Genomic DNA, 22,537 nt, shown 5'->3' on the forward strand with positions numbered 1-22,537 from the left:
CATATGAGTTAAGTTTCTAAGATTATAGAGCAGCAGAAAGCATTGTCAATTTCATAGTAATCATATCTTCCACTGTATTTATTTACTATGTCCCTAATAATAGAAGTGCCAAGTCCATGGTTTATGATATCTTTCTTTGTGGTTTTTAATTTTGGATTTTCGCTAATAACAGACTTATCTAGAGAATTTTTCACTATAAATGTATAAATGTTGTTTTCTTTACTGATTTCCAAATAGATAAACTTGTTTAAATCTGGCGGCATAGCTTCACAGGCTGTGATCGCATTTTCCAAAGTATTGCTCAATAAGTCACATAGATCAAGCTCATTGATACCTACAAAGTCATTTACCGTAATACATGACACCTTTATTCCTAAAGTTGATGCAGTAGACAATTTAGAGTTGATTATTGCATTTGCAACTGGATTATTGGTTTGAACAAATGTCATTGTAGCTTTAACAATGCCGTTGGATTGTTCAATAAATTCCAAAGCATCTTCGGTTTTGCCACTTGTGAGCAATTCATAAACGGTGGTAAGTTGATCCTTTATATCGTGCCTTATTTTTCTGATCAGCTCGTATTGAGTCTCCGCATTATTAACATACTGTTCCATATACTGTTCTTTTACGGATAGTACCTTCATATTCTTTATCTGAGCATTCTTGAAGAAGAGTGAATAAATAACGTAAAACATTAGGAAATTCAGTATAATGATAACCAGGTATGATAAATTGATGTATATTCTTTGCGTATCATCCGCATTGAGTGAAAGTACATGGAGAAGTGATACTAGAATAAAGGAAGATATTAATACTGTGATAATCGGAGACCAATCTGATATTGTATAACTGTCAGAGAATTTGAACAGCTTGATTATAATTTTCAAGGAGATCCAAAGAGAAATCTGGATTACAATCAAAGTCATGAATCTTACGCTATTATCATTTGTAATCAAGTCCTTGACGCTTATTCTATTTAGAGATGATAATAAATTAAGTTCAACAGAAGTGATAAGCAGCAGAATAATATTGGGAATGATCGTTGATAGTAGTTTTTTAATAATACTGTCGTTAAAGGCAATAATGGCATATACCAACAATATAACTAAATATAAAGTACTTGTAAATCCCTCATATAAAGTGATGTGATTTAACAGGGTTATGGTTGTTCCAAATATGATACTAAAAATCGAAAGAAATGTTTTTGCCTGTTTGAGAGATTTAGGATTTAGAAATCTATACACAAACCATGTCATAATAAAGCCCTGATAATAATTAATCACAAGCTCAAAGCATTTCCATAGCAAGTTCTTCATTTTGTCTTCCTCAAATACTGTGTTAATTTCTCATCAACAGTTTGTTTGTAGTTTTTACTCATATTTAATCTAAAGCCTTGCTTAAAAATTATCTCGTCTTTATTTCTATCTATATTAAAAATGTGACGAAGATTAACTAGAAAACTCTTGTGTATCCGAGCAAAATCATATTGAGAAAAATGAATCTCCAATTCACCAATATTACCTCTGATCTTTATCGGTTCGTTATGTTCTGAATGATAGATAACATAATGTTTACTGCTCTCAATATAATAAATGCTCTTTATTTGCAGCGGAACTCTTCCGACTTCTTTATTTTCCAAAATAATAATTGTGTTTTGCTTCATTTCATTGAAGAGCTGATTAACCACACTATGTAGTTTTTCTGTGAAAAAAGAATCATTGCTTTTGGTTATAAAATTCAGTGGTCGGAAATAAAGACTATCATAAACCAGTTCAGGATGATTGGTAACAAAAATTATGTAACAGTCGTTTGAACTTGAAATCTTAGCCGCTAATTGAAATCCGTCGAGCTCCGGCATATCAATATCGAGAAAAATCACATCAAATGGCTTTATTAAGTGGTGCTGGAACATTAATTCGCTTGAAACATAGGTCTCTAACTCAATATCTTCATTATTCTGCCTTGTAAATTCAGATTTTACAGCTTGTGACATTTTATTAACAAATACGTTATTATCATCACATATTGCCACTCTGAGCATATGTATTTCCTCCTTAAAATGTAGTATAAATCACAACAATTGTATTTGTGATATAATTTTACGACAAAATTCGCTGATTTTTATAAATAATACAGATTTATGACTTTGGACTATATTTATACTATAATAAAAGTGTTGGAACCGGAAAGAGAGGCGGAGCATATATTATGAAAAAGCAAGTAAAAAGTTCAAATGTTTTTGGCGAAAAGCAAAAACGCATTATAGCTAAAACATTGATCAATCTGCGAGAGCTAAACTTTCTAACACAAACAGATATAGCAAAACATCTTCATCTTTCTCCTAGCACGATTTCTCACTATGAAAAAGGATTAACTGTCCCACCTACAGAAGTTGTGTATCGACTTGCCGACTTTTATAACGTTACTACAGATTATATTCTCGGCAAAAGTGCAAGCAGGACAAATCTTAATGACACTTATGCAATAAAGCTAACAAATAAAATGACTATAGGCGACGCTGTAGAAATAATGGCAAAGATGGACAACGCAGAACGTGAGCATTTAGCGTATTTCATTGAGGTTATAGGAAAGTCAAAAAAATAATTCAATTTAGAACTCTGAATTTGTATCAGGGTTCTTTTTTATTTTACCATAATAAAACAGCAAGGTCAAGCATATTATGTTAGTTTTCTGATCTTTGCATTTCGTGCTAAACATCTTCACCTTATGCCAATTTTGTTGACATCGATAATGTAAAACGTATAATTAAATAAGACTCATGCATCATATGAAATTTAATAAGGAGAATTTTTATGACTATAAATGCTTGGAGAGCTTCAAATGTAAAAAATTTTGATCAATATACTGAATTGTACGATTTTGCAGGTGTTTCTGTTTTTAAAATCGTAGTTCAGTAAAGAACACAAAACATGACTGACAAACTCAGATTCGGTCAGTTCATATCCGAGAAACGAATACAACACTCTATGACCAAGCAAGAACTCGCAAGACAGATTGGGATATCTACAGCATATCTCAGTCAACTTGAAAGCGGAGCAAGAAGCAATCCAACTATTGAAGTGCTTGACCGAATGATTAATAAATTGCACTTGGACGAAGCGGAAACACATAAAATATATGATCTCTATGCAGCATCAAATGATACAATTAGTCCGGACATTATTACATATCTAAAGAGCAATAATATTGTAACAAAAGCGATTCGTAAAGCACAGGAAAATAGTGCAACAGAAAAAGATTGGCTTGATTTCATAGACCAACTTCAAAAATGAACAAATAATTTTGCGGTTTATGCCGCAAATTTATTTAGCATCAGTTTAGCTTACCAGCTAAACGTCGGAGGATTGATAGATTGACAATAGATAATATACATCATATACGCTGCCCAATATGTGGTGGCAGACTTTTTGATGTAATAACAGGAAAAGGCGAGAATAGTTATTTCGGTACAAACTTTGCAGTTATGATCAAGTGTTGGAAATGCCGAGAAACAATAACGTTAAAACCATTAAATAATATTAATTACTTAGTACAAGCATCACACGTTTGTTTAAAATCGGAGTAGAAGCCTGACAAGTAGCTTTTAAAGCTAGTGTCGGTTTCTATTTTTTTATTTTTGTTAACTCCATTTTTGCTTTAAGAGCAGAAATGGAGTTTTTTTATGCCCATTTTTAAATACTGGCAGCAATACATAGCCAAATATCCATAAGCCTTCGTTTTGATTCAGAACAAGAAAATCAAAACGGAGGAATAAAAAATGAGCAAAAACATAGTAAGTGTTTATGACACTATAACCAAAAGATACGTTGAAATTGAAGTAAGCGAAAAGATCCGCACATATTACAATAGAACCCAATGGAATATTGATGACAACAATAAATCGTTCTATAAGCACGAGATCCAGTTCTCTGCGTTAAAAGGAAACATTAACGGAGAACTTGAAAACTTTCAGGAGTTCCGAACAGAAAATGACGATGTCGAAAGAAGAGTGATACAGAATATTAAATTTGAAAAGCTGTATAGCTGTCTGAATGAACTTTCTGAGGATGAACGTAGGTTGATCTTTGCAATATATTTTGAAAATAAAACGGAAAACGAGGTGGCTTGTTTTCTACATAACACTCAGCAAAACATTAACAAAAAGAAACGTAGGATTTTATGCAAACTTAACAAACTTTTAAAATTGCAATAAAAAACGGTTGTTAAATATCCGACTTCTACCCCTATACAAGTGTAAGGAGAATAAAAGCTCCAAGTAACTTGACAATAGAATATCAACTCTGTAAGTATGTTAATCACACGGCCGGTATGAAATCTCGGCAGCCAAAGAAACCATACGCCAAGACTCCGAAAGGATGAGCGATAAATATGACGTTTCAAAATTCGATGCAGCAAAGGCAAAACTGGATGAAACGCAGTCGGCGATAACCAAGCGGCAGGCTCAGAGACAGATGATGGAGAACTTCATGAAGGTGCTGCGGTCGCTGCCGGAGCAGGTCGATTACTTTGAGGAAGGCACCTGGTACGCAATGTGCGACTTCATCACGGTCTACGGCAAAGATGACATCCGGGTTACCTTCCATAACGGATTGGAAATCCGAGTATAAAGATTACTCCCCACAACGGCTCACTTTGAACCGATGTGGGGAGCTTTTCTGTCTTACTTTGTAATAGCCGAAAAATCGGGCTCACCTTTTGTTATGATGCTGAAAATCAAATCTGCCGTTTCTTGACTTACCGCATCTGCATCGCTTTTGTCTCCATAACACTCCACATAGACATTCGTATTTCCAATAGAGAACGAAGCGAAGAATATTGCGGATTGCTCACCTCTGCTGTTGGGACTGGTAACAAAGTATCCCGTAGTGACAGGAATTCCGTTTACCGATGAGCTGCTTTCGTTTCCTTCCAGAACCACATCGCTTATTGGAAAATTATCCTGGGCAAATATGATTGTCGCATCACCGAGTTTTCCTTCGACTCGGAGCAGCTCCCCGTTTTCCTCTCGGAAAGTTCCGATGGCTGATCTTCGTTCAGTGGTTTCAGGAAGTATGGCGTCCAATTCTGCATCTGTCAGTTTACGCGATGAAACGGGATAGCCGACATGAATACTTGCCACGTTGGTACTTCCGATGTGATAGACAATGGAGTCACCGTTTGCAAGATTAACAGTATAACCTTTAGAACCAAACCATCCCATATTGCTGCCAACAATTCCTGTTACTGCGACTATGGCTACCAGGCAAGCGGCAACTGGAATCAGGAACTTTTTGAAATTCTTTCTCTGTGACATATAGTTCACCTTATCCTTTCTGTCATGAACAGAACGGTTCTTCTCTAAAATCGCAGAAAGCATACGATCATTTGCAGAATCGCTCGGTTCGATTTTGTCCCAAGAAGTAATGATTTTATTGTTCTTCATCGAAATCATCACCTAACCTTTCTTTGAGGATGGCACGAGCCTCGTGCAAATAATTACGGATTGTCGATTGCGGCTTTTTCAGGATGCCTGCGATTTCCACGCTGGTATATCCTTCATAATAATACAGATAGACCACGGTCTTATACTTTTCGGGGAGTTCCATAACCACTTGGAAAATATCATCTGTTTCGATATTTTCTGAGCTGGGGAGATTGTAGAAATCCTCGATGTTCTCGTGTCTGCGCCACCAATGCCGCAGGACATTTTTGCAAATGTTCGTGGCAGTTCTGATAAGCCATGCCTTTTCGTGTTCTTCGCTTTCAAAAGCGGGACCGCTCTTGATTAGCTGGAAGAATGTATCCTGAACTGCATCCTCGGTATCAGCAGGATTTTTCATGTAAGCAAAGCAGACGCGATAAACAGTTTTACTGTGGCGTTTGTAGATCTCCGCAATCTCTTTGTCCGTACGCAACAAAGATTTTGACATCTTGCCTTGCCCTCCTTTCACTACTAATACAATTGAGAACGCCAAAGTGTCGGATAAAAAAGAAAAAATATCAGAAACCATTATAACGCCAGTTTCTGATAGCAATATGATAAAATTGAAAATTCCGAGCCTTATCTACGGAAAGGTTACAAAATTTGAACCCGTCCGAGAAATTTGAACCCGTTTTTCTGTAAAAATAAAATTGTATCAGAGACGGCTTTTAGATAGATGAGGGAATAACAGGTACTCGTGAGGACAAGCGTGACGAGTTTCAGCGAATGATAAGCGACTGCCGGAAAGGCAAGATAGACAGGATATATACAAAGTCTATCAGCCGATTTGCCCGAAACACCAAAGACTGCCTGAAAAATATCAGAGAGCTGAAAAGCTTAGGCATAACTGTGCTGTTTGAAAAAGAGAATATCGATACTGCCGATATGACTGACGAGATGATGATAACCATTATGGGCGGTCTGGCTCAGGAAGAATCGGTATCCATTTCAAAAAACTTGAAATGGAGTTATCAAAAAAGATTTGAAAAAGGAATTGTAAATGTTTTTTCTGCACCATTTGGTTTTAAGTTAAATAATGGCGCATTGATTATTGACAAAATTCAAGCTCAGATTGTGGAAGAAATTTTTGATATGTTTTTGAATGGTATTGGTTATCAGCGAATTTCAGAAATCTGTCAGAGCAAGTACAAAGCGTATAAAGATAAATTCAGTTATTATGGCATTCGATATATTCTTTCCAACGAAAAATATATTGGCGATTCAGTTTATCAAAAAACATTTACGACAAATAATCTTCCATATAGAAAGATTCAAAACAATGGACAATTAAACAAATATTATATTCAGAATACTCATGAAGCAATAATTTCGATAGAAATATTTGAAAAAGCTCAAAAATTGATTGAAAGCAGAAAACATAAAAATATAGTGTCTGAATCACCGTTCAGAGGAAAATTGATATGTGCCAACTGTGGAACAAAATACAAACGCAAAGATAGTAGAAATAAAATATACTGGGTTTGTCGCAAACACGATAATTTAGCAGAATTGTGCATGAATAAACGAGTTGAGGAAAAGTTTATCAAGCAAAGTTTTATAAGACTTCACAATAAATTATGGCATGATTATAAGCAAATACTTGTACCTCTTCAAACAGCATTGCAGGACTTAAAATTCAGAAAATTCAGCGGTAAAACTCAAGTAATGGACATTAGCAAAGAAATCGCTAAGCTTCGTGAACAGACTCATGTACTTGCAAGATTGAAAACAAAGGGATTTCTTGACGAGGCTAAATACATTGAGCAGACTACTGAGTTTACGGCAAAGATCAATAAGCTGCAAGCAGAGCTGAAAAAGCTTACACGCTCAGACGATGAGGACGAAACACTTGATAAGATCGAAATACTTATCGACTTCTTTGAAAAAAGAGATAGTCCTATGACAGAGTTTGAAGAAACGGCATTTGAAAGCATTGTTGATAAGATAGTTGTTAAAAGTCAACATGAGCTGGAATTTCATTTGATAGGCGGATTAAAGTTTGAAGAAAAAATATAGCCAAACTGCCTTGCAAGTCAAATCGCAAGGCAGTTTTTTGTTGCTGTTGGTAATAGCTTTTGAGAAGAAAATGTGGTATTGTTGTAGGTCGAAAGGAGGCGAGATCATGGCTAAAAACAGAACGATACCGTTCGGATACTGTATGAAAAACGGTGAGATAACAACCGAGCCAAAAGAAGTTTACGCCGTTGTTAAAATATTTGACGAGTATCTGAAAGGCAGAAGTTTGTCTGAGATCGCAAAGCTTATGCAGTCAGAGAAAATTCGCTACAATGCTGATTCGGATAAGTGGAACAAGAACATGGTTAAGCGGATAATTGAGAATGAAAAGTATCTCGGTACTGACAAATATCCGCAGATAATTGATGATGATACTTTTAGACTTGCAAATAAAAAGCGGATACGGAAAGCAACTACACTTAATCTGATATCCGCTGATTTGCGAGAAATCAGGAACCGTACATACTGCTCCGAATGCGGTCACAAACTTTCAAGGATAGGCGGCAATTCAAAGTATGAGCATTGGGATTGCAAAAATCACGATTGTTACAAGCTTGAATATCGGATTACAGATCAAATGATCATAGGTGCTGTACTTAATGTTATTAATTCGGCAATAGCAAATCCAAGTCTGTTGGAATCGGGCGGCGAGATAAGCACATATTCACCTACTGCGGATATAGTCCGTAAGCAAAATGAGATAAACCATATGACGGATTCTGCCCAAGCAGATTTTGACAGAGTAAAAGCAGAGATCTTCAAACTTGCCGAGATGAAATATGATTGCTGCACTTACAATGACAGCCCGCAGAAAACAGAGGAAATCAAGGCTTTGCTTGAGAATCACAAACAATTAAATACACTCGATATTGGCTTATTTAAAGCGTGTGTTTCACGAATTTGGATAAGCCATTTTTGTGTCATAGAGGTTGAGCTTATTAACGGAATACGTATTAAGAATATTACGGAAAGGAATGAGAAAAATGTCCACAGCGCCGAATGTAACGATAATTCCTGCGAAAGTGCAAACAGCGGAAAGCAGGGATAAATACCACCAGTTAAGAGTTGCCGCATACTGCCGAGTATCTACGGCTCAGGAAGAACAGCAGAACAGCTATCAGGTCCAGATCGCATATTACACCGATCTTATCAACAGAAAAAAGGAATGGACGCTTGCGGGGATATTTGCAGATGAGGGTATAAGCGGAACTCAGACGAAGAAAAGAACCGAGTTTAACCGCATGATAAGAATGTGCAGGAACAAAAAGATAGATCTTGTGATCACCAAATCAATATCAAGATTTGCACGAAATACCGTGGATTGTCTTGAATATGTCAGACAACTTAAAGACTTGGGTATCGGAGTTATTTTTGAAAAAGAGAACATAAACACCTTAACTATGACATCGGAATTTATGATAGCTCTGTATGGAAGTTTTGCTCAGGCAGAATCAGAATCCATAAGTAAAAACGTAAGCTGGGGCAAAGGAAAAGCCTACCGTGAGGGCAAGGTGCAGTTCCAGTATAAATATCTGCTTGGGTATAAAAAAGGAGCAGACGGAAAACCGGAGATAGTACCCGAAGAGGCTGAAACAGTAAGGCTGATATATACGCTGTTTCTCGACGGATACAGCATGAGCAGGATAAAAAAGCTCCTCGAGAACAAAGGTATTTTGACTTCACAGGGAAAGAAAGTATGGAACGAATCACTTATCCGCAGCATTCTGAAAAATGAAAAATATGTAGGTGACGCACTCCTGCAAAAGACGTTCACTTCCGACTGCATAACCCACAAGGTGGTTAAAAATCACGGCGAACGTCCGATGTATCTTGTGACAGATCATCATGAACCCATAATCGACCGTGACACATACAATAGAGTTCAGCAGGAGCTTGCAAGGCGTTCCAGTAAACGAAAAGTTTCAGATAAAACAGTTACGGAACAAGGGAAGTATTCAAGCAAATATGCTCTTACCGAATTGCTTATTTGTGGACACTGCGGCACACCTTATCGCAGAACCACTTGGGCGGCAAGAGGCAAAAAGCAAATAGTTTGGCGTTGCATAAGCCGACTTGAACATGGAAAAAAGTATTGTCCCGACTCGCCTACGATAAAGGAAGAACAGCTCCACAAAGCTATAATCTATGCGATAAACAACTATTATTCATGCCGTAATGACATTGCAAGGATTCTTAAAACGAATATCGGCTCGGTTCTTGAGTGTCAGGGGCAGGAAGAGATCATAGCCATCGAAAACAGACTTAAAGAAATCGACCAAGCGAGAAACGATTTAGTCGGATTGATAGCTTCCGGCGGCTGCGATGAGGACAAGCTCGACAGCGAATTTGCAAAGTTATACCAAGAAGAACAGCAGCTTAGCGAACGATTGGAAACCCTTAAATCTCAGAATAAAACTTCGCAACAAACTCAGGACAAGCTTGATAAAATTATAGATATGATAGAGCATGAGAATTTTGAGTTGGAAACCTTTGATAATGTGCTTATACGAAAACTGATTGAGTGCGTCAAAGTACTGAGCAAGACCGAAATACTGGTTATTTTTAAAGGGGGATACGAGGTCAAAGCGGAGATTGAATAACGATTAAAATTTACGGCTTGCGATATATTCGCAGGCTGTTTTTGTTGGGAGGTGTAACATTGTCATCAAATTTTAACGGCATAAAAACGAGAAAATACGGCATTGAGATCGAAATGACTGGACTTACACGAAGTCAGGCGGCAAAGGCTATGGCAAATGTCCTTGACGGGCGTGTTGAACACGAGGGTGGAAGCTATGACAAATACATTGTAACTGATTCAAAGAACAGAAAGTGGGCGATAGTTTATGACGGAAGTATCAACTGTTACAATGCCAATGGTGAACATGCGTCTAAATCTTACAGCGTGGAAATGAATTCTCCTGTGCTGGAATATGAGGATATTCCGCTTTTGCAGGAAGTTGTCAGAGCATTACGCCGTGCAGGCGGAGTAACAGGTCCTAGATATTGTGCAGGCACTCATATACACATTTCAGCCGAAGATTATACACCGCAGCAGATACGAAATCTTGTAAACATCTTCGCAAGCAAGGAGAACTTTCTGTGGGACGCTTTGCAGGTATCATCTGCCCGTGAATCCTACTGCCACAAGATGGACAAGCAGTTCATAGAGAACATAAACCGCAAGAAACCCAAAGATATGGAGGAGATAAAAAAGCTTTGGTATCGTGGAAGGATGAGTGAGCAGTTTCAGCATTATTCAAACAGCCGATATGTGATCTGCAATCTGCACAGCTTTTTTCAGCACGGGCATTATGAGATAAGGGCGTATAATGGTTCACTTCATGCCGGTGAGGTAAGAAGTCAGATTGTGCTTGCATTAGCCATAAGCAATGCGGCTATGACAAAGAAATACTGTTCTCCTCACGTTTCTCAAAGCGATAATATGCGGTACAGCTTTAGAGTATGGCTGCTGGGATTAGGACTTATCGGTGATGAATTCAAAAATTGCAGGACACATCTGCTGAAACATCTTGAGGGTGACATAGCCTGGCGACATCCGGAGGACGGGATTGCTGCAAGGGCAAAGCTAAAAGAAAAACGAGAGCTCGAAAAACAAGCGGCTCGTGAGCGGCGTGCCGAGCCTGTAAGCGACAACAGCACACAAGCCGAAAATGTACCCGAAGAAAACAACGAGCCGTCAGAAAGCGAATGTGACGGTGTTGAAGAACTTGAAATGAGTATGTAAATTTGAAAAGGAGATTTTTATGGAATACAGAAGATTATATATCGCTTATGGCAGCAACATCAATCTTGAACAAATGGCAAACCGCTGCCCGAATTCAAAGATCGTAAGCAAGGAGATGCTGAAAGGATACGAGCTTGAATTCAGAGGTGTTGCGACGATCGTGCCGAATGATAAATCGGAAGTTCCCGTACTCATATGGGAGATAGACGGACGAGATGAGCACAGTCTTGACAAATATGAAGGCTTTCCGAACTATTACCGCAAGGAGCTTTTTGAGATAGATGTTAATGGCGAAAAGAAAGAATGTATGGCATATCTGATGAACAGCGGTCACATTTCACCGCCTATGAGCTATTACTACAACGTTATAAAGCAGGGTTATGAGGCGAACGGTATGGATACAAGCTATCTGAGAGCGGCACTTGAAAAGTCGGTTTGCGAACAATGTTTTGATGAAATTCAAGATGAAGAGCTTGACGAATATGATGATCTTCAATTGAAGCTTTAAGGAGGTGGTGAAATGAGATACAAGGATTTTTATGTGAGAATTACGCCTGACAAATATATCCCCAGGGTTGACAAGAAAGGCAATAAAATTCTCTGTGAGGGCTTTTTGATACAGGTTTTCGCTGACGAAACCGAGCAGGTCGAGATATACAACTTTTCTGCGGCTGTGGGGTTTGAGATACTTGAGGACAGTTTGGCTGAGGCGGAACAGTTTGCGAAGGATTTTATTGATTGTGAGAACAAAATATATCAGATAGATTCCAACCCGATTGTCACATAGAAAATGTGCATTTTGTGTCTAAAATCTTCACCTTATGCCAAATTCGTTAACAAATTAAATTTACGTAGTTATAATAATATTATAATTCTGCTATAGTGCATTACGTCGAAAAAGCTACTAAATCTTTGTGATTTATGAATTGAAAATGCACCGCAGTATTTCGTTTATTTGAATTAACAGCAAAGAGAGGGCTTGTAATGAATTGGGAAAAGCTTTTATGCGAAAAACGGAAATCCAAGTCTAAATTTAATAATAAGGATTTACGCAATGAATTTCAGAAAGATTATCACAGAATAATATGCAGTGCGTCATTCAGACGTTTGCAGGACAAAACTCAGGTATTTCCGTTGGATAAAAGCGATTTTGTGCGTACAAGGCTGACCCATTCTCTTGAAGTTTCCTCATTTGCCAAATCATTAGGGCAGACCGCTTTTCAGTATCTGATCGACAATAATATTGATGAAGATATAACAGCGGAAACTAAGGACAAGGTATGCAGTATACTTGAATGTGCAGGGCTGCTGCATGATATAGGCAATCCTCCTTTCGGACATTTTGGTGAAGATTCCATCAGAAACTGGTTTGAAGCAAATCTAACGAAAATTGAATTTGACGGAACTACGCTTGATCGGTATTTAGACGAGCAGATGAAAAGCGATCTGCTTCGTTTTGAGGGTAATGCCCAGGCTCTTCGCTTGCTGACAAAGCTGCACTATCTTGTTGATGAAAACGGTATGCATCTTACTTATGCTTTGCTCAATACGCTGATAAAGTATCCGATTTCATCTTGTGAAATAGATAAGCAAAGTGGTAATATCAAGACTAAGAAGATGGGATATTACCTTGCAGAAAAAGAGCTTTTTGAAGATATTACATCTTCGACCGGTGCAGCAGATTGCCGGTATCCGCTTACATATTTGCTTGAAGCCGCCGATGATATAGCTTATCTGACAGCTGACATAGAGGACGCAGTAAAGAAAGGGTTTCTCAGTTATGACCAGCTTCTTGAAGAGTTAAGAAGTGAGAAATACATAAGTAAATGCGCCGATGAAGATGAGAGAAAAAATTATACCAATATGATCGATTGGTTGGAAACAAAATATCAAAATGCTAAAGCTAAGAAAATAGCAAATCCCGAGCTTAATGCGGTTCAGAATTGGGTTATCAGTATACAGGGAAATCTTTTATACTGTGCTTCATATGGCTTCACAAGAAATTACAGAAGTATAATGGAAGGCACATTCACTAAAGATGTGCTTTCTGTATCACGTGGAAATGCTATGTCAAAGGCTTTAGGGGGTATAGCATACGAGTATGTTTTCCGTTCTAAGCCGATACTTAAAATGGAGATCTCTGCGGGTAATATAATCAATTTTCTGCTCGACAATTTCATTCCTGCGGCAGTTAATTTTGATACTGGAACAAAGCTTTCACCTATGAAGGATAGACTAATGAATATGATTTCTGATAACTATCGTCAGATTTACACAATATATTCTGAGGGTAAGAGCGATAAAGAAAAGCTGTATCTCAGACTGCTTCTGGTAACTGATTTCGTCTGCGGCATGACTGATAGTTATGCTAAAAGGCTTTATCAGGAGTTGAGTGGGATTGAGTGATGGAGGAACTTATTATGTTAATTGATGAAATTATTAATTTTTGCGACGCTGACTATGATTCAATAGAATGTAATTGTGATGATTGCAGCAATGCTACAATATGTGGGCATGATTGTAAAGAATGTCTTGATGATATACATTATCATCGTAATAATTTACGATCAGATTATAGCTGTAGAAAACTATTAGATTATTATGTATGTAGATATTCATATAAATATTGTTCAGAAATAAGGTATGCTCTTCAAGAAATTGATCATGATAGATATAGGGATTTTAGTATATTATCGTTGGGATGCGGTGGTGCTGCTGATTTAATGGCTTTTGATGAAGTGTGTAGTGAAAAAATAAATAAATATTATGGTATAGATATAAATGAATACTGGGATACTATCCATGAACAAATAAAATGTGTTTCGGGCTACAAGGTGAATTTTTCAACTAATGTAGATGTTTTGTCTTATCTGCGAACAAATAATATAATGAATTATAATGTGATTATAATTGAATATCTCATATCTTTTTTCTATAAAGAAATTGGGGAAATGGGCATAAGTCAATTTTTTGATGATATTATTGAGAGCATTGTTTCGAATAAAAGATATGACACACCAATGCTGATAATAATTAATGACGTTGATAGTTGCTATACCGGCAGAGATACTGTTGATATGCTCATTGACAAATTAAATAATTTGGAGTATAATTTTACATATAGTAAAAAAAGATTTTCACCGTCGAGTTATTATAGTGACTCTGAACAGTATGATACGAATGAAAACTTTTATGTTATAGACTATGACTTCCAACAAAAATATTGTGTAGCGAAAACGTGTAACAGTGCACAATTAATAATTGAGGTGGAATAATTAAATGATAATCAGTGCAAGCCGCAGGACAGATATTCCTGCTTTTTATTCTGATTGGTTTTTCAATAGAATAAAAGAAGGATATGTTCTTGTTCGGAACCCCATGAATATACATCAGGTTAGTAAAATAAAACTTTCCCCGGACGTTGTGGATTGTATTGTGTTTTGGACAAAAAATCCTAAACCTATGCTTGATAAACTTGACGAATTGAAAGATTATAGATATTATTTTCAGTTTACCTTGAATTCTTATTCTAATGATATTGAACCGAATGTTCCATCTAAAAGTGAAGAAATAATTAATACTTTCAAGCAATTGTCTGATTTAATCGGTCGTGATAGAGTGATTTGGAGATATGATCCGATTATTCTAAGTGAAAAATATACAGTACAATACCATATTAAGTATTTTGAGAAGCTTTCTCAAATTTTAAATGGAAGTTTTAATAAATGCGTTATAAGCTTTGTAGATTTTTATAAAAAGAATGCTCGTACTTTAAATGAGAGTAAGATAAATGAACCTGTAAAAGAAGAAATAAATCTTATTGCAAAAGCATTTAGTGAAATATCAAAAAAATATGATTTTGAAATCAATACTTGCGCAGAGAGCATTGATCTTTCTTCATATGGGATAAATCACGGTAAGTGTATTGATGACAAATTGATAGAACAACTTTGCGGCTGTAGGATTTCAGCAAACAAAGATAAAAATCAGCGTGATATTTGTGGTTGTATAGAGAGTATTGACATTGGTCTGTATAATACTTGTATGCATAAGTGTAAGTATTGTTATGCCAATTATAGCTTAAAAACAGTTGATGATAATTATGCAAAATACAATCCAAATTCACCATTGTTATGCAGTGAATTATTAATTGAAGATAAAATAATTGAAAGAAACGTTAAATCTTTAATAGATGATCAGTTAACAATGTGGTAATAATTTGACGCTTTCATTCTCTATCATTGCTTTTAAGAAAAATGTTTTTTCATTTATAACACAAACGCTTAAACAATTCATCTATTTCATAGTCACAACACAAGTTAGAAAGCTTGCAAATCCTTTATTTACGAGGGTTTGCAAGTTTTTTGTTTTACAATAAAAACAGCTTCCGAACAGCCGCTGACAACTGCTCGGAAGCTAATGCTTTACCTATCATATATCGCTTATCCCTGCACTATCTTTCTTCTTGCACATGATCCTATACCCCACTCTCCCGTAAATAAAACTCAGAACCCAGCCTGCCGGCATCGACAGCCATACTGCCGATACGCCTATGACCGATACTAGAGCGTAGGTAAAAATGATTCGGAACGTGAGATTTATTATGCTTCCGGATAAAAACAGCTTCAAACACCCAAGCCCCCTTAACATTCCGTTGAAGCTTGAATTTATTCCCATTATTATATAACAAAACGCAAGGTCTGTCATGTAGCCCATGCCTGTTTCTATGGCGGAAGCTGAGGAGCTTGACAAGTCCATAAAAAAGCCCAAGAATCGCCGTCTGAGAAGCATTATCACTGCAAATTCTATCACCGCTATGCCTGCGCATAACAGTACGCTCGCCTTGTAGCCCTCTCTGATACGATCTTTTTTGCCTGCCCCAAGATTTTGTGCCGTGTAGGTGGATACCGCATTTCCGCAAGCTATGAACGGCATTATGGCAAAGGAGTCTATCTTTGAAGCCGCCGTGTACCCTGCAAGCACGTCCGAGCCAAAGGGATTGACGGCAGACTGCACTATTAACATTCCCACCGACACCACTGACTGCTGTATCACCGATACTGCCGCATAGGACGACATCTCTTTTAACACTGCCCCCGAAAAGAAGCTGAACTCTGCTCTTTCATGGTCTTTTATGTATACCTTGTCAGTAAGAAGCAGAAACGATATCACTGCCGATACTCCCTGAGCAATGAAAGTCGCCCATGCCGCACCTGATACGCCCATGGAAAATCCCCCTACAAACAAAAGGTCAAGCCCTATGTTCAGCAAAGAGGACATCACAAGCAGATGAAAAGGCGTCTTTGAGTTGCCAAGAGCACTAAATACCGACGCTTGCACATTGTAAAGAAACATAAACGGCATACCTAAGGAATATATCCGCAGATAGTCTGCAGCGTCATTTATGATATTCTGCGGCGTTTTCAGAAGTCTTAAAAGCGGCATACTAAGCACCACCCCAAGAACCGCTATCAACGCTGCGACCATAAGTGAAAATATCAGCACAGTGGAAATGCCCGTCTTGACCTTTGACTTGTTCCCGGCACCGCAGTATTTCGCTATAAGCACCGATGTTCCTATGCCCGTACCAGTTGCAACGGCTATCATGACCATTGTCACTGCAAAGGAAACTCCCACCGCCGCAAGAGCTTCGTCACCATTTATCTTGCCCACTATTATGGTATCCATGGTGTTGTAAAGCTGCTGAAAAAGGTTTGCAAATATAAGAGGCTGTGCAAATCGGAATATTATTTTCTTAGGGTCGCCCTCTGTCATTATTACATTTTCTGGCTTATTCTTCAAATTCTTCACCGCCTGTGAATGTGGGTATGTATCTTTGCTGGGTTACGTCAAAAAGCCCTTTTTCCGTCATCCCCACCTCTGGGATAGTCTGACACAGCGACACTGTAAGCACCACCGTCATACGCTGTATGTTTCCCCCTGTGAGGGCAAGGGCTTCTCTGAAAGCTTTCTGTGCCTTTATCTCGCCTATGATGTTTTCACCGCTTAGTATGCCTGCCACAGGAAGGGAGTAAAGCCCTGCCACCTTGCCGTCAATAGCCATAGCCGCACCGCCGCCATTCGCTTCAACAGCTTTCACAGCGCAAAGCATATCCGCAGGGTCAACGCCCGATACAACGACATTATTGCTCTCCTGAGCAAAGCTTGCGGCAACAGCTCCCCTTTTAATGCCAAGACCTTTTATAAAGCCATTGCCTATCTCACCGCTCCTGCCGAAACGCTCCACAACGAATATGGGCAGAATATCGGCTTTTGTATCACCGCATACAATGCCGTTGCTGACTTCAAGCCTGCCTTTTACAAGCCTTGTGACTATGCCACCCTCGGGCATTTCAATTGCATTTGCAGTAACATAGCCCCTCTCAAAGCCTGCTTTTATCTCAAAAGAATGGCTGTCAAGCCCTCTGGGCAATATCACAGTGTTTTTAAGCTCAGGATAGCAAGTTATGTCAAACTCATGCCTGCAAAGAAACTCGCCGTTTTCAGCCACAAGCCTGCCCTGGTGAAAGACCTTTTTCACTGTCATATTTTCAAGGCTATCCATAAGCAGAAAATTCGCCTTTTTTGAGGGAGCCACCGAGCCTATGATATCGTCAACACCATAGTGCCTTGCGACGTTGAGAGTTGCCATTTTTATTGCTGACACAGGGGAAACACCGCATTTCACTGCAATGCGCAGAGCATTATCTATACAGCCGTTTTCCTTTATATCCTCCGCAGACTTGTCATCAGTGCAGAACATTATATCGTCCGTTGGGATATGATTTTTTACTATCCCCTGGCAAAGAGTTCGGCAGTTCGGCTCTATAGTTCCCTCTCTTACCAACACCGCCATTCCGCAGGCTAGCCGCTGCTCAAGGTCGCTTATGCTTTCGCACTCATGGTCGTCACAAAGCCCGGCGCAAGCCGCCTGCTGAACGTCACGAAATCCCATTGACGGACAGTGACCGTTCACCTTTACACCTGCCATTTTTGCCGCACCGAGAAGCTTTATTATCTCCTCATTCCCCACCACAGCACCGCTTATCTCACCCACAGTTTTCGCCCTGCACTCTTTGATAACATTGGTGATATCGTCTTGCGTTTTCAGAGTAGAAAGATACTGCGAAGAAAGCTGCAAAAAGCTCTCTATGGGCATTTCCCCAAGCATTTCACATATAGCTTTTATGCCCTTAAGATCAAGAGTATTCGACATCTGCATAGGGTCAAAGAATACACAGCCCGTTCCGTGTGGCACTGCGCCCTCGCAGTATGCAAAAGGCGTGAGCTTTGAGGACTCTATGTGCATATGAGCGTCGATAAAAGAAGGCGCAAGATACATTTCTCTGCAATCAATAAACTCTGTTGCTCTAGGCTCAAAGTCAGGGCAAACTGCGGCGATAATGCCGTTTTTTATCCCCACCGAGCCGCTGTCTATTATCCGTTCTCTGTAAACGTCAACTATCATTGCGTTGTAAAAATAAATATCAAAAGGCAGCTTACCCTTAGCCGCCAGTATAAGTTCCTTTAGCTGCCGATCATTCATAAGCTGCCTCTTTCAGATACAAATATTATCAGTGTTTATATAGCGACTTGTTCAGCGCAAGATTGCAAAGCACATTGATTATACATCTTGACGCCGCAAGTGAAGTTATCTCGCTCACATCAAACGGAGGAGATACCTCCACAACGTCCATTCCACAGATACCGGGAGCTGTCACGAGCTTGAGAAGCCTTAAAAGCTCTCTCGGGAGCATACCACCAAAATCAGGTGTGCCAGTACCCGGGCAGAAAGCAGCTTCCAGAACGTCTATATCAAGGCTCACATACACTGCCTTACAGCCCTTCCATGCGATATCGAGGGCAAGCTCTGCCACCTTGTCGATACCATACTTGTCTATATCCTCCATTGAGATCGCAGTACAGCCGCTGTCACGGGTGAATTTTGACCATGACTTGCAGCAGTTTCCGCCTATGCCTATCTGCACAAGATTTTTTGCGCTGAGGTTAGGCAGGTGAGTGGAATGATACCATTCTGTGCCGTGCATTTTTTCGTCCATTTGGATAGCGTCGCAATCGCTGTGGCGGTCGATATGGATAACGCCGATATTGCCGTCGATATACTTTGAAATGCCCCTGAGCGTAGGGAAAGTGGTAGAGTGGTCGCCTCCAAGAACGATAGGCGTTACTCCCTGAGAGAATATATATCCTATGCCCTTTGTTATCTGGTCGAAAGTCTTTTCGGCATTTGCAGGAAGTGTGTAGATATCTCCTGCGTCGCAAAGCTTTATGTTTTCGTATAGGTCAACGCCATAGTCAGGGTTGAAAGGGGATATCTGCGAAGAAGCGTGTCTTATGCCGGCAGGGCCAAGTCTTGTGCCTGAGCGGTTTGACGCTCCGCTGTCATATGGGATACCCACCACTGCAACGTCATATTCCGACACCTTATGGATATCCTCGCAGAAAGGACTTCTGAGAAAAGTTTCGTGGCTTGTGTATGTAGGGCCGAGATTTGTTCTTGCAAAACAGCTCATGCCCTCGCTTTTAATGCTGTCCGCAGGCTCTAATCCAAACTCAACGGCTCTCTTTGCCATTGTAGGAAATCTTGTGTTGCCAAATTCATCAAATCTTGCCGCCGTTTTCATGGCGTGCAGTTCATTTCTGTCTATCATGATCATTTCTCCCTGCTTTCTTTTATAAGCGGAAACTGAAGCTCCGCTATAGTTTCATCACTGTTGTCCGTAAGGGTTATGTCTATACGGTATATCATCACCCCGACGTTTCCAAGGGTGTAGCCATGCTCCTGTGCAAGACAGCGCATTTTCATTATAAGCTCACCGAAATAGCTGTAGCAATTCCTGTGAAAAGCGCAAACGTATTTTCCTCCTGCCACTGTTGTGAAGCTTTCCTTGTCAGCCTGATCTGCCGAGCAGAACACCATAGGGCAGACCTCGGAATCCATATCGTCAGGGTCAACTGAGTTTTTTATGGTCATTGCCACCTTATCAGTGGCAAGCACAGGTGAAGTTCCGCCTATAGCCTCCTCAAGCTTCATAAACTCTATACCGGTGAGATTTGTTCTGAACTTGTTGCTCTCCCCTTTGAGGGCATATCGTTCAGGAAGCTCCCTTATAACAGGGTCATCAAGCTTGAAATCTGTGTTGTTAAGCTCTCTGATAAATTTAAGCTTTTCTTTCAGCACACGGCTTATTTCAAGCTTATCCGCTATCTCCTGCTGTAAAAGCTCATAACGCTGTCTGAGAACACGCTCGGACTTTTCAAGGTTTCTGTCGCTGAAATAGTCCTCTATTTCTTTCAGTGATAAGTTCAGCCTGCGAAGCTCTTTTATAGTGCCAAGCTTTTCACACTGCTGTGCCGAATAAAACCTCCGCCCTGTGAGCTTGTCAACATAGTCAGGTCTTAAAAGCCCTATCTTATCGTAATATCTAAGCCGTTCTGTAGGTATGTTTCGATACTTTGCTATCTCGGTTATGCTCAGAAGCTTTTCCCCATTCGGGACAAGCTGTCCGTTTTCGTCTGTATAAAACACAGTGTATTTCATATCATCAGTCATATCTTGTCCCCCATTCCAATTATTATGACAGCTTATTCAAGAGCCTGCTCGTCCTCTGCCCCTGTTCTTATCTTCACAACGTTTGCAACGTCATAAACAAATATCTTTCCGTCGCCTATCTTGCCCGTATAAAGCACCTTTCTGATAGTGTCAATAAGAAGTCCAAGAGGAACAGTGCTTATAACTATCTCCACCTTTATCTTAGGCAGAAGCCTTGATTCAAGCTCAGAGCCTCTGTAAAGCTCAGTGCTTCCTTTTTGTATTCCACAGCCGCTCACCTGCGTAACTGTCATGCCTGTTATATCAAGCTTATCCAAAGCATTTTTCAGCATCTCGAACTTTGCGACGTTCATAAGAACGACCACCTTGTGCATCTTTCCGTCCGCCTTGTAGTCAGAAGCGTTAAGCTCTGAGGCTTCGTCTATAGCCCTCACCTTTGAAGGCTCGTCAGCGGCAGCGGTGATGAACTGAGCAGTGTTGAGAAGGTCCGCATAGCTGCTTGAAAGTCCATGCTCGCACTTGTCAAGACCAACTATCTCTGTGTTCTCGCTAACTCTCAGACCCATTGTTTTCTTTATCACGGTGAACACTATCACCATAATAAGCGCTGTCCATGCCGCCACTGAAAGCACGCCTGCAAGCTGTATAAGCAGATCCTTCGGGCTGCCTGAATATATAAGACCGCTTTTCTTTGCGAAAACGCCCGTCATAAGCGTTCCCCATGCTCCGCACAAACCGTGAACACTTACCGCACCCACAGGGTCGTCAGCCTTTAGCTTTGTTATAAGCTCAACACCAAACACCATTACAAAGCCTGCTGTTATGCCGATAAAGAATGCTCCTCCTGCCGAAACTGTGTCACAGCCTGCGGTTGAAGCCACAAGTCCTGCAAGTGCTCCGTTAAGGGTCATTGTCACGTCAGGCTTGCCGTAGCGCACCCATGTGATGAACATTGCAGCTATTGCGCAAGCCGCCGCAGATATGTTTGTGTTAAAGAAGATATCCCCAAGCTTTGCCGCCGCATTGTCGCCCTGAGCGGCGAGAAGCGAGCCACCGTTAAATCCGAACCAGCCTATCCACAAAATGAATATGCCCAAAGCTCCGATAGTGAGATTATGTCCCGGTATGGCTCTCGCCTTGCCGTTTTTATCAAACTTGCCTATCCTTGCTCCCACAAGCAGCGCACCTATAAGTGCGGTAGTTCCGCCAACAACGTGAACGGCAGTTCCGCCTGCGAAATCGTGGAAGCCTATACTTTTGAGCCAGCCTGCACTGTTCCATATCCAGTGACCTGTTATAGGATAAACTATTCCGCTCATAACAGCCGAATATGTAAGATAAGCCTTGAACTTTGTTCTGCCTGCCATTGCTCCTGAAACTATAGTCGTGGCAGTTGAACAAAAGACCGTTGCGAACATAAGGAACACTCGCTTAGGCAGATCTCCTGCGGCTGCAAACTTTCCTGCTGCGAACAGGCTTGGCGTTCCGATAAATCCTACTATGGAGTCGCCATACAAAAAGCTGAAGCCGATAACCCAGAAAAGAACAGAGCCTATGCAGTAATCCATAAGGTTTTTCATTATTATGTTGCCTGCATTTTTTTCTCTGGTGAAGCCTGTTTCCAGCATTGCAAAGCCTGCCTGCATAAAGAATATCAAAGCTGTGCAGAGAAGAACCCACACGGTATCCAGAGATGAATACATTATCGCACTTCCTT

The 22,537-nt window shown here is 39.8% G+C and carries 22 protein-coding genes; 13 read left to right on the top strand and 9 right to left on the bottom strand.

Annotated elements, in window-relative coordinates; all coding sequences use genetic code 11:
* Positions 1-8: 8 nt before the first annotated feature.
* On the bottom strand, positions 9-1,316 hold the full coding sequence (locus tag AB5627_RS00100) for a sensor histidine kinase (RefSeq protein WP_022287134.1): 1,308 nt from the start codon (positions 1,314-1,316) through the stop codon (positions 9-11).
* Positions 1,313-2,041: a LytTR family DNA-binding domain-containing protein gene (locus tag AB5627_RS00105; protein ID WP_022287133.1), complete on the bottom strand. Its 729-nt coding sequence runs from the start codon at positions 2,039-2,041 to the stop codon at positions 1,313-1,315. Before AB5627_RS00105 ends, AB5627_RS00100 begins: the two co-directional genes overlap by 4 nt.
* A 167-nt stretch (positions 2,042-2,208) precedes the next feature.
* On the opposite strand from AB5627_RS00105, the gene AB5627_RS00110 reads away from it, so the two are divergent.
* The 4 genes from AB5627_RS00110 to AB5627_RS00125 all read left to right on the top strand — a co-directional run bounded on the left by AB5627_RS00110 (position 2,209) and on the right by AB5627_RS00125 (position 4,628).
* The gene (locus tag AB5627_RS00110) at positions 2,209-2,604 is read left to right on the top strand and encodes a helix-turn-helix domain-containing protein (protein ID WP_022287132.1); all 396 of its coding nucleotides are present in this window, start codon (positions 2,209-2,211) and stop codon (positions 2,602-2,604) included.
* Positions 2,605-2,930: 326 nt separating this feature from the next.
* Positions 2,931-3,293, top strand: coding sequence for a helix-turn-helix domain-containing protein (locus AB5627_RS00115; protein WP_022287130.1), 363 nt, complete (start codon positions 2,931-2,933; stop codon positions 3,291-3,293).
* Positions 3,294-3,778: 485 nt separating this feature from the next.
* Positions 3,779-4,213 carry a sigma factor-like helix-turn-helix DNA-binding protein gene (locus tag AB5627_RS00120; RefSeq protein WP_022287129.1) on the top strand — a complete coding sequence of 145 codons (435 nt, stop codon included), beginning with the start codon at positions 3,779-3,781 and terminating at the stop codon, positions 4,211-4,213.
* Positions 4,214-4,376: 163 nt separating this feature from the next.
* Entirely contained in the window at positions 4,377-4,628 is a 252-nt protein-coding gene (locus AB5627_RS00125) for a hypothetical protein (RefSeq protein WP_117878540.1), read from the top strand.
* 53 nt (positions 4,629-4,681) lie between these two features.
* Here the strand turns inward: AB5627_RS00125 and AB5627_RS00130 are convergent, their stop codons facing one another.
* Both AB5627_RS00130 and AB5627_RS00135 read right to left on the bottom strand, forming a co-directional pair.
* Positions 4,682-5,443, bottom strand: coding sequence for a hypothetical protein (locus tag AB5627_RS00130; RefSeq protein ID WP_117878541.1), 762 nt, complete (start codon positions 5,441-5,443; stop codon positions 4,682-4,684).
* Positions 5,430-5,930, bottom strand: a complete 501-nt coding sequence (locus AB5627_RS00135; protein WP_117878543.1) for an RNA polymerase sigma factor — start codon at positions 5,928-5,930, stop codon at positions 5,430-5,432. Before AB5627_RS00135 ends, AB5627_RS00130 begins: the two co-directional genes overlap by 14 nt.
* Positions 5,931-6,166: 236 nt before the next feature.
* Here AB5627_RS00135 and AB5627_RS00140 point away from each other — a divergent pair, with 236 nt between their 5' ends.
* From AB5627_RS00140 to AB5627_RS00180, 9 genes are all read left to right on the top strand, one after another.
* A complete protein-coding gene (locus AB5627_RS00140; protein ID WP_302837665.1) occupies positions 6,167-7,498 on the top strand; it encodes a recombinase family protein in 1,332 nt (443 codons plus the stop codon).
* 106 nt (positions 7,499-7,604) lie between these two features.
* The gene (locus AB5627_RS00145) at positions 7,605-8,546 is read left to right on the top strand and encodes a recombinase family protein (protein ID WP_265290366.1); all 942 of its coding nucleotides are present in this window, start codon (positions 7,605-7,607) and stop codon (positions 8,544-8,546) included.
* Positions 8,482-10,098, top strand: coding sequence for a recombinase family protein (locus tag AB5627_RS00150; RefSeq protein WP_368369613.1), 1,617 nt, complete (start codon positions 8,482-8,484; stop codon positions 10,096-10,098). The genes AB5627_RS00145 and AB5627_RS00150 overlap by 65 nt, the downstream gene beginning before the upstream one ends.
* Positions 10,099-10,157: 59 nt before the next feature.
* Positions 10,158-11,246 (top strand): amidoligase family protein, encoded by a 1,089-nt coding sequence (locus tag AB5627_RS00155; protein ID WP_333634926.1) that lies wholly within the window; start codon positions 10,158-10,160, stop codon positions 11,244-11,246.
* A 19-nt stretch (positions 11,247-11,265) separates the two neighbouring features.
* Positions 11,266-11,754, top strand: a complete 489-nt coding sequence (locus tag AB5627_RS00160) for a gamma-glutamylcyclotransferase family protein (protein ID WP_333634927.1) — start codon at positions 11,266-11,268, stop codon at positions 11,752-11,754.
* A gap of 12 nt (positions 11,755-11,766) precedes the next feature.
* Complete coding sequence (locus tag AB5627_RS00165; protein WP_333634928.1) at positions 11,767-12,033, top strand: hypothetical protein; 267 nt, start codon at positions 11,767-11,769, stop codon at positions 12,031-12,033.
* 197 nt (positions 12,034-12,230) lie between these two features.
* The gene (locus AB5627_RS00170) at positions 12,231-13,652 is read left to right on the top strand and encodes a deoxyguanosinetriphosphate triphosphohydrolase (protein ID WP_265290362.1); all 1,422 of its coding nucleotides are present in this window, start codon (positions 12,231-12,233) and stop codon (positions 13,650-13,652) included.
* A gap of 14 nt (positions 13,653-13,666) precedes the next feature.
* A complete protein-coding gene (locus AB5627_RS00175) occupies positions 13,667-14,521 on the top strand; it encodes a hypothetical protein (protein WP_265290361.1) in 855 nt (284 codons plus the stop codon).
* A 4-nt stretch (positions 14,522-14,525) separates the two neighbouring features.
* Positions 14,526-15,461, top strand: a complete 936-nt coding sequence (locus AB5627_RS00180; protein WP_195221241.1) for a DUF1848 domain-containing protein — start codon at positions 14,526-14,528, stop codon at positions 15,459-15,461.
* A gap of 216 nt (positions 15,462-15,677) precedes the next feature.
* Here the strand turns inward: AB5627_RS00180 and AB5627_RS00185 are convergent, their stop codons facing one another.
* The 5 genes from AB5627_RS00185 to AB5627_RS00205 are packed head-to-tail and all read right to left on the bottom strand — an operon-like array spanning position 15,678 to position 22,523.
* Complete coding sequence (locus tag AB5627_RS00185) at positions 15,678-17,048, bottom strand: MATE family efflux transporter (RefSeq protein ID WP_022286935.1); 1,371 nt, start codon at positions 17,046-17,048, stop codon at positions 15,678-15,680.
* Positions 17,038-18,792 carry an adenine deaminase C-terminal domain-containing protein gene (locus AB5627_RS00190; RefSeq protein ID WP_022286936.1) on the bottom strand — a complete coding sequence of 585 codons (1,755 nt, stop codon included), beginning with the start codon at positions 18,790-18,792 and terminating at the stop codon, positions 17,038-17,040. Before AB5627_RS00190 ends, AB5627_RS00185 begins: the two co-directional genes overlap by 11 nt.
* Before the next feature lie 28 nt (positions 18,793-18,820).
* On the bottom strand, positions 18,821-19,918 hold the full coding sequence (gene speB, locus AB5627_RS00195; RefSeq protein ID WP_173333830.1) for an agmatinase: 1,098 nt from the start codon (positions 19,916-19,918) through the stop codon (positions 18,821-18,823).
* Between the two features lie 2 nt (positions 19,919-19,920).
* Complete coding sequence (locus AB5627_RS00200; RefSeq protein ID WP_022286938.1) at positions 19,921-20,820, bottom strand: MerR family transcriptional regulator; 900 nt, start codon at positions 20,818-20,820, stop codon at positions 19,921-19,923.
* Between the two features lie 32 nt (positions 20,821-20,852).
* Entirely contained in the window at positions 20,853-22,523 is a 1,671-nt protein-coding gene (locus tag AB5627_RS00205; protein ID WP_265290359.1) for an ammonium transporter, read from the bottom strand.
* Between the last annotated feature and the right edge of the window lie 14 nt (positions 22,524-22,537).

Source organism: Ruminococcus sp. RTP21198st1_G1_RTP21198_201120 (genome assembly GCF_040924265.1).
In the GTDB taxonomy this organism is placed as follows: domain Bacteria; phylum Bacillota; class Clostridia; order Oscillospirales; family Ruminococcaceae; genus Hominimerdicola; species Hominimerdicola aceti.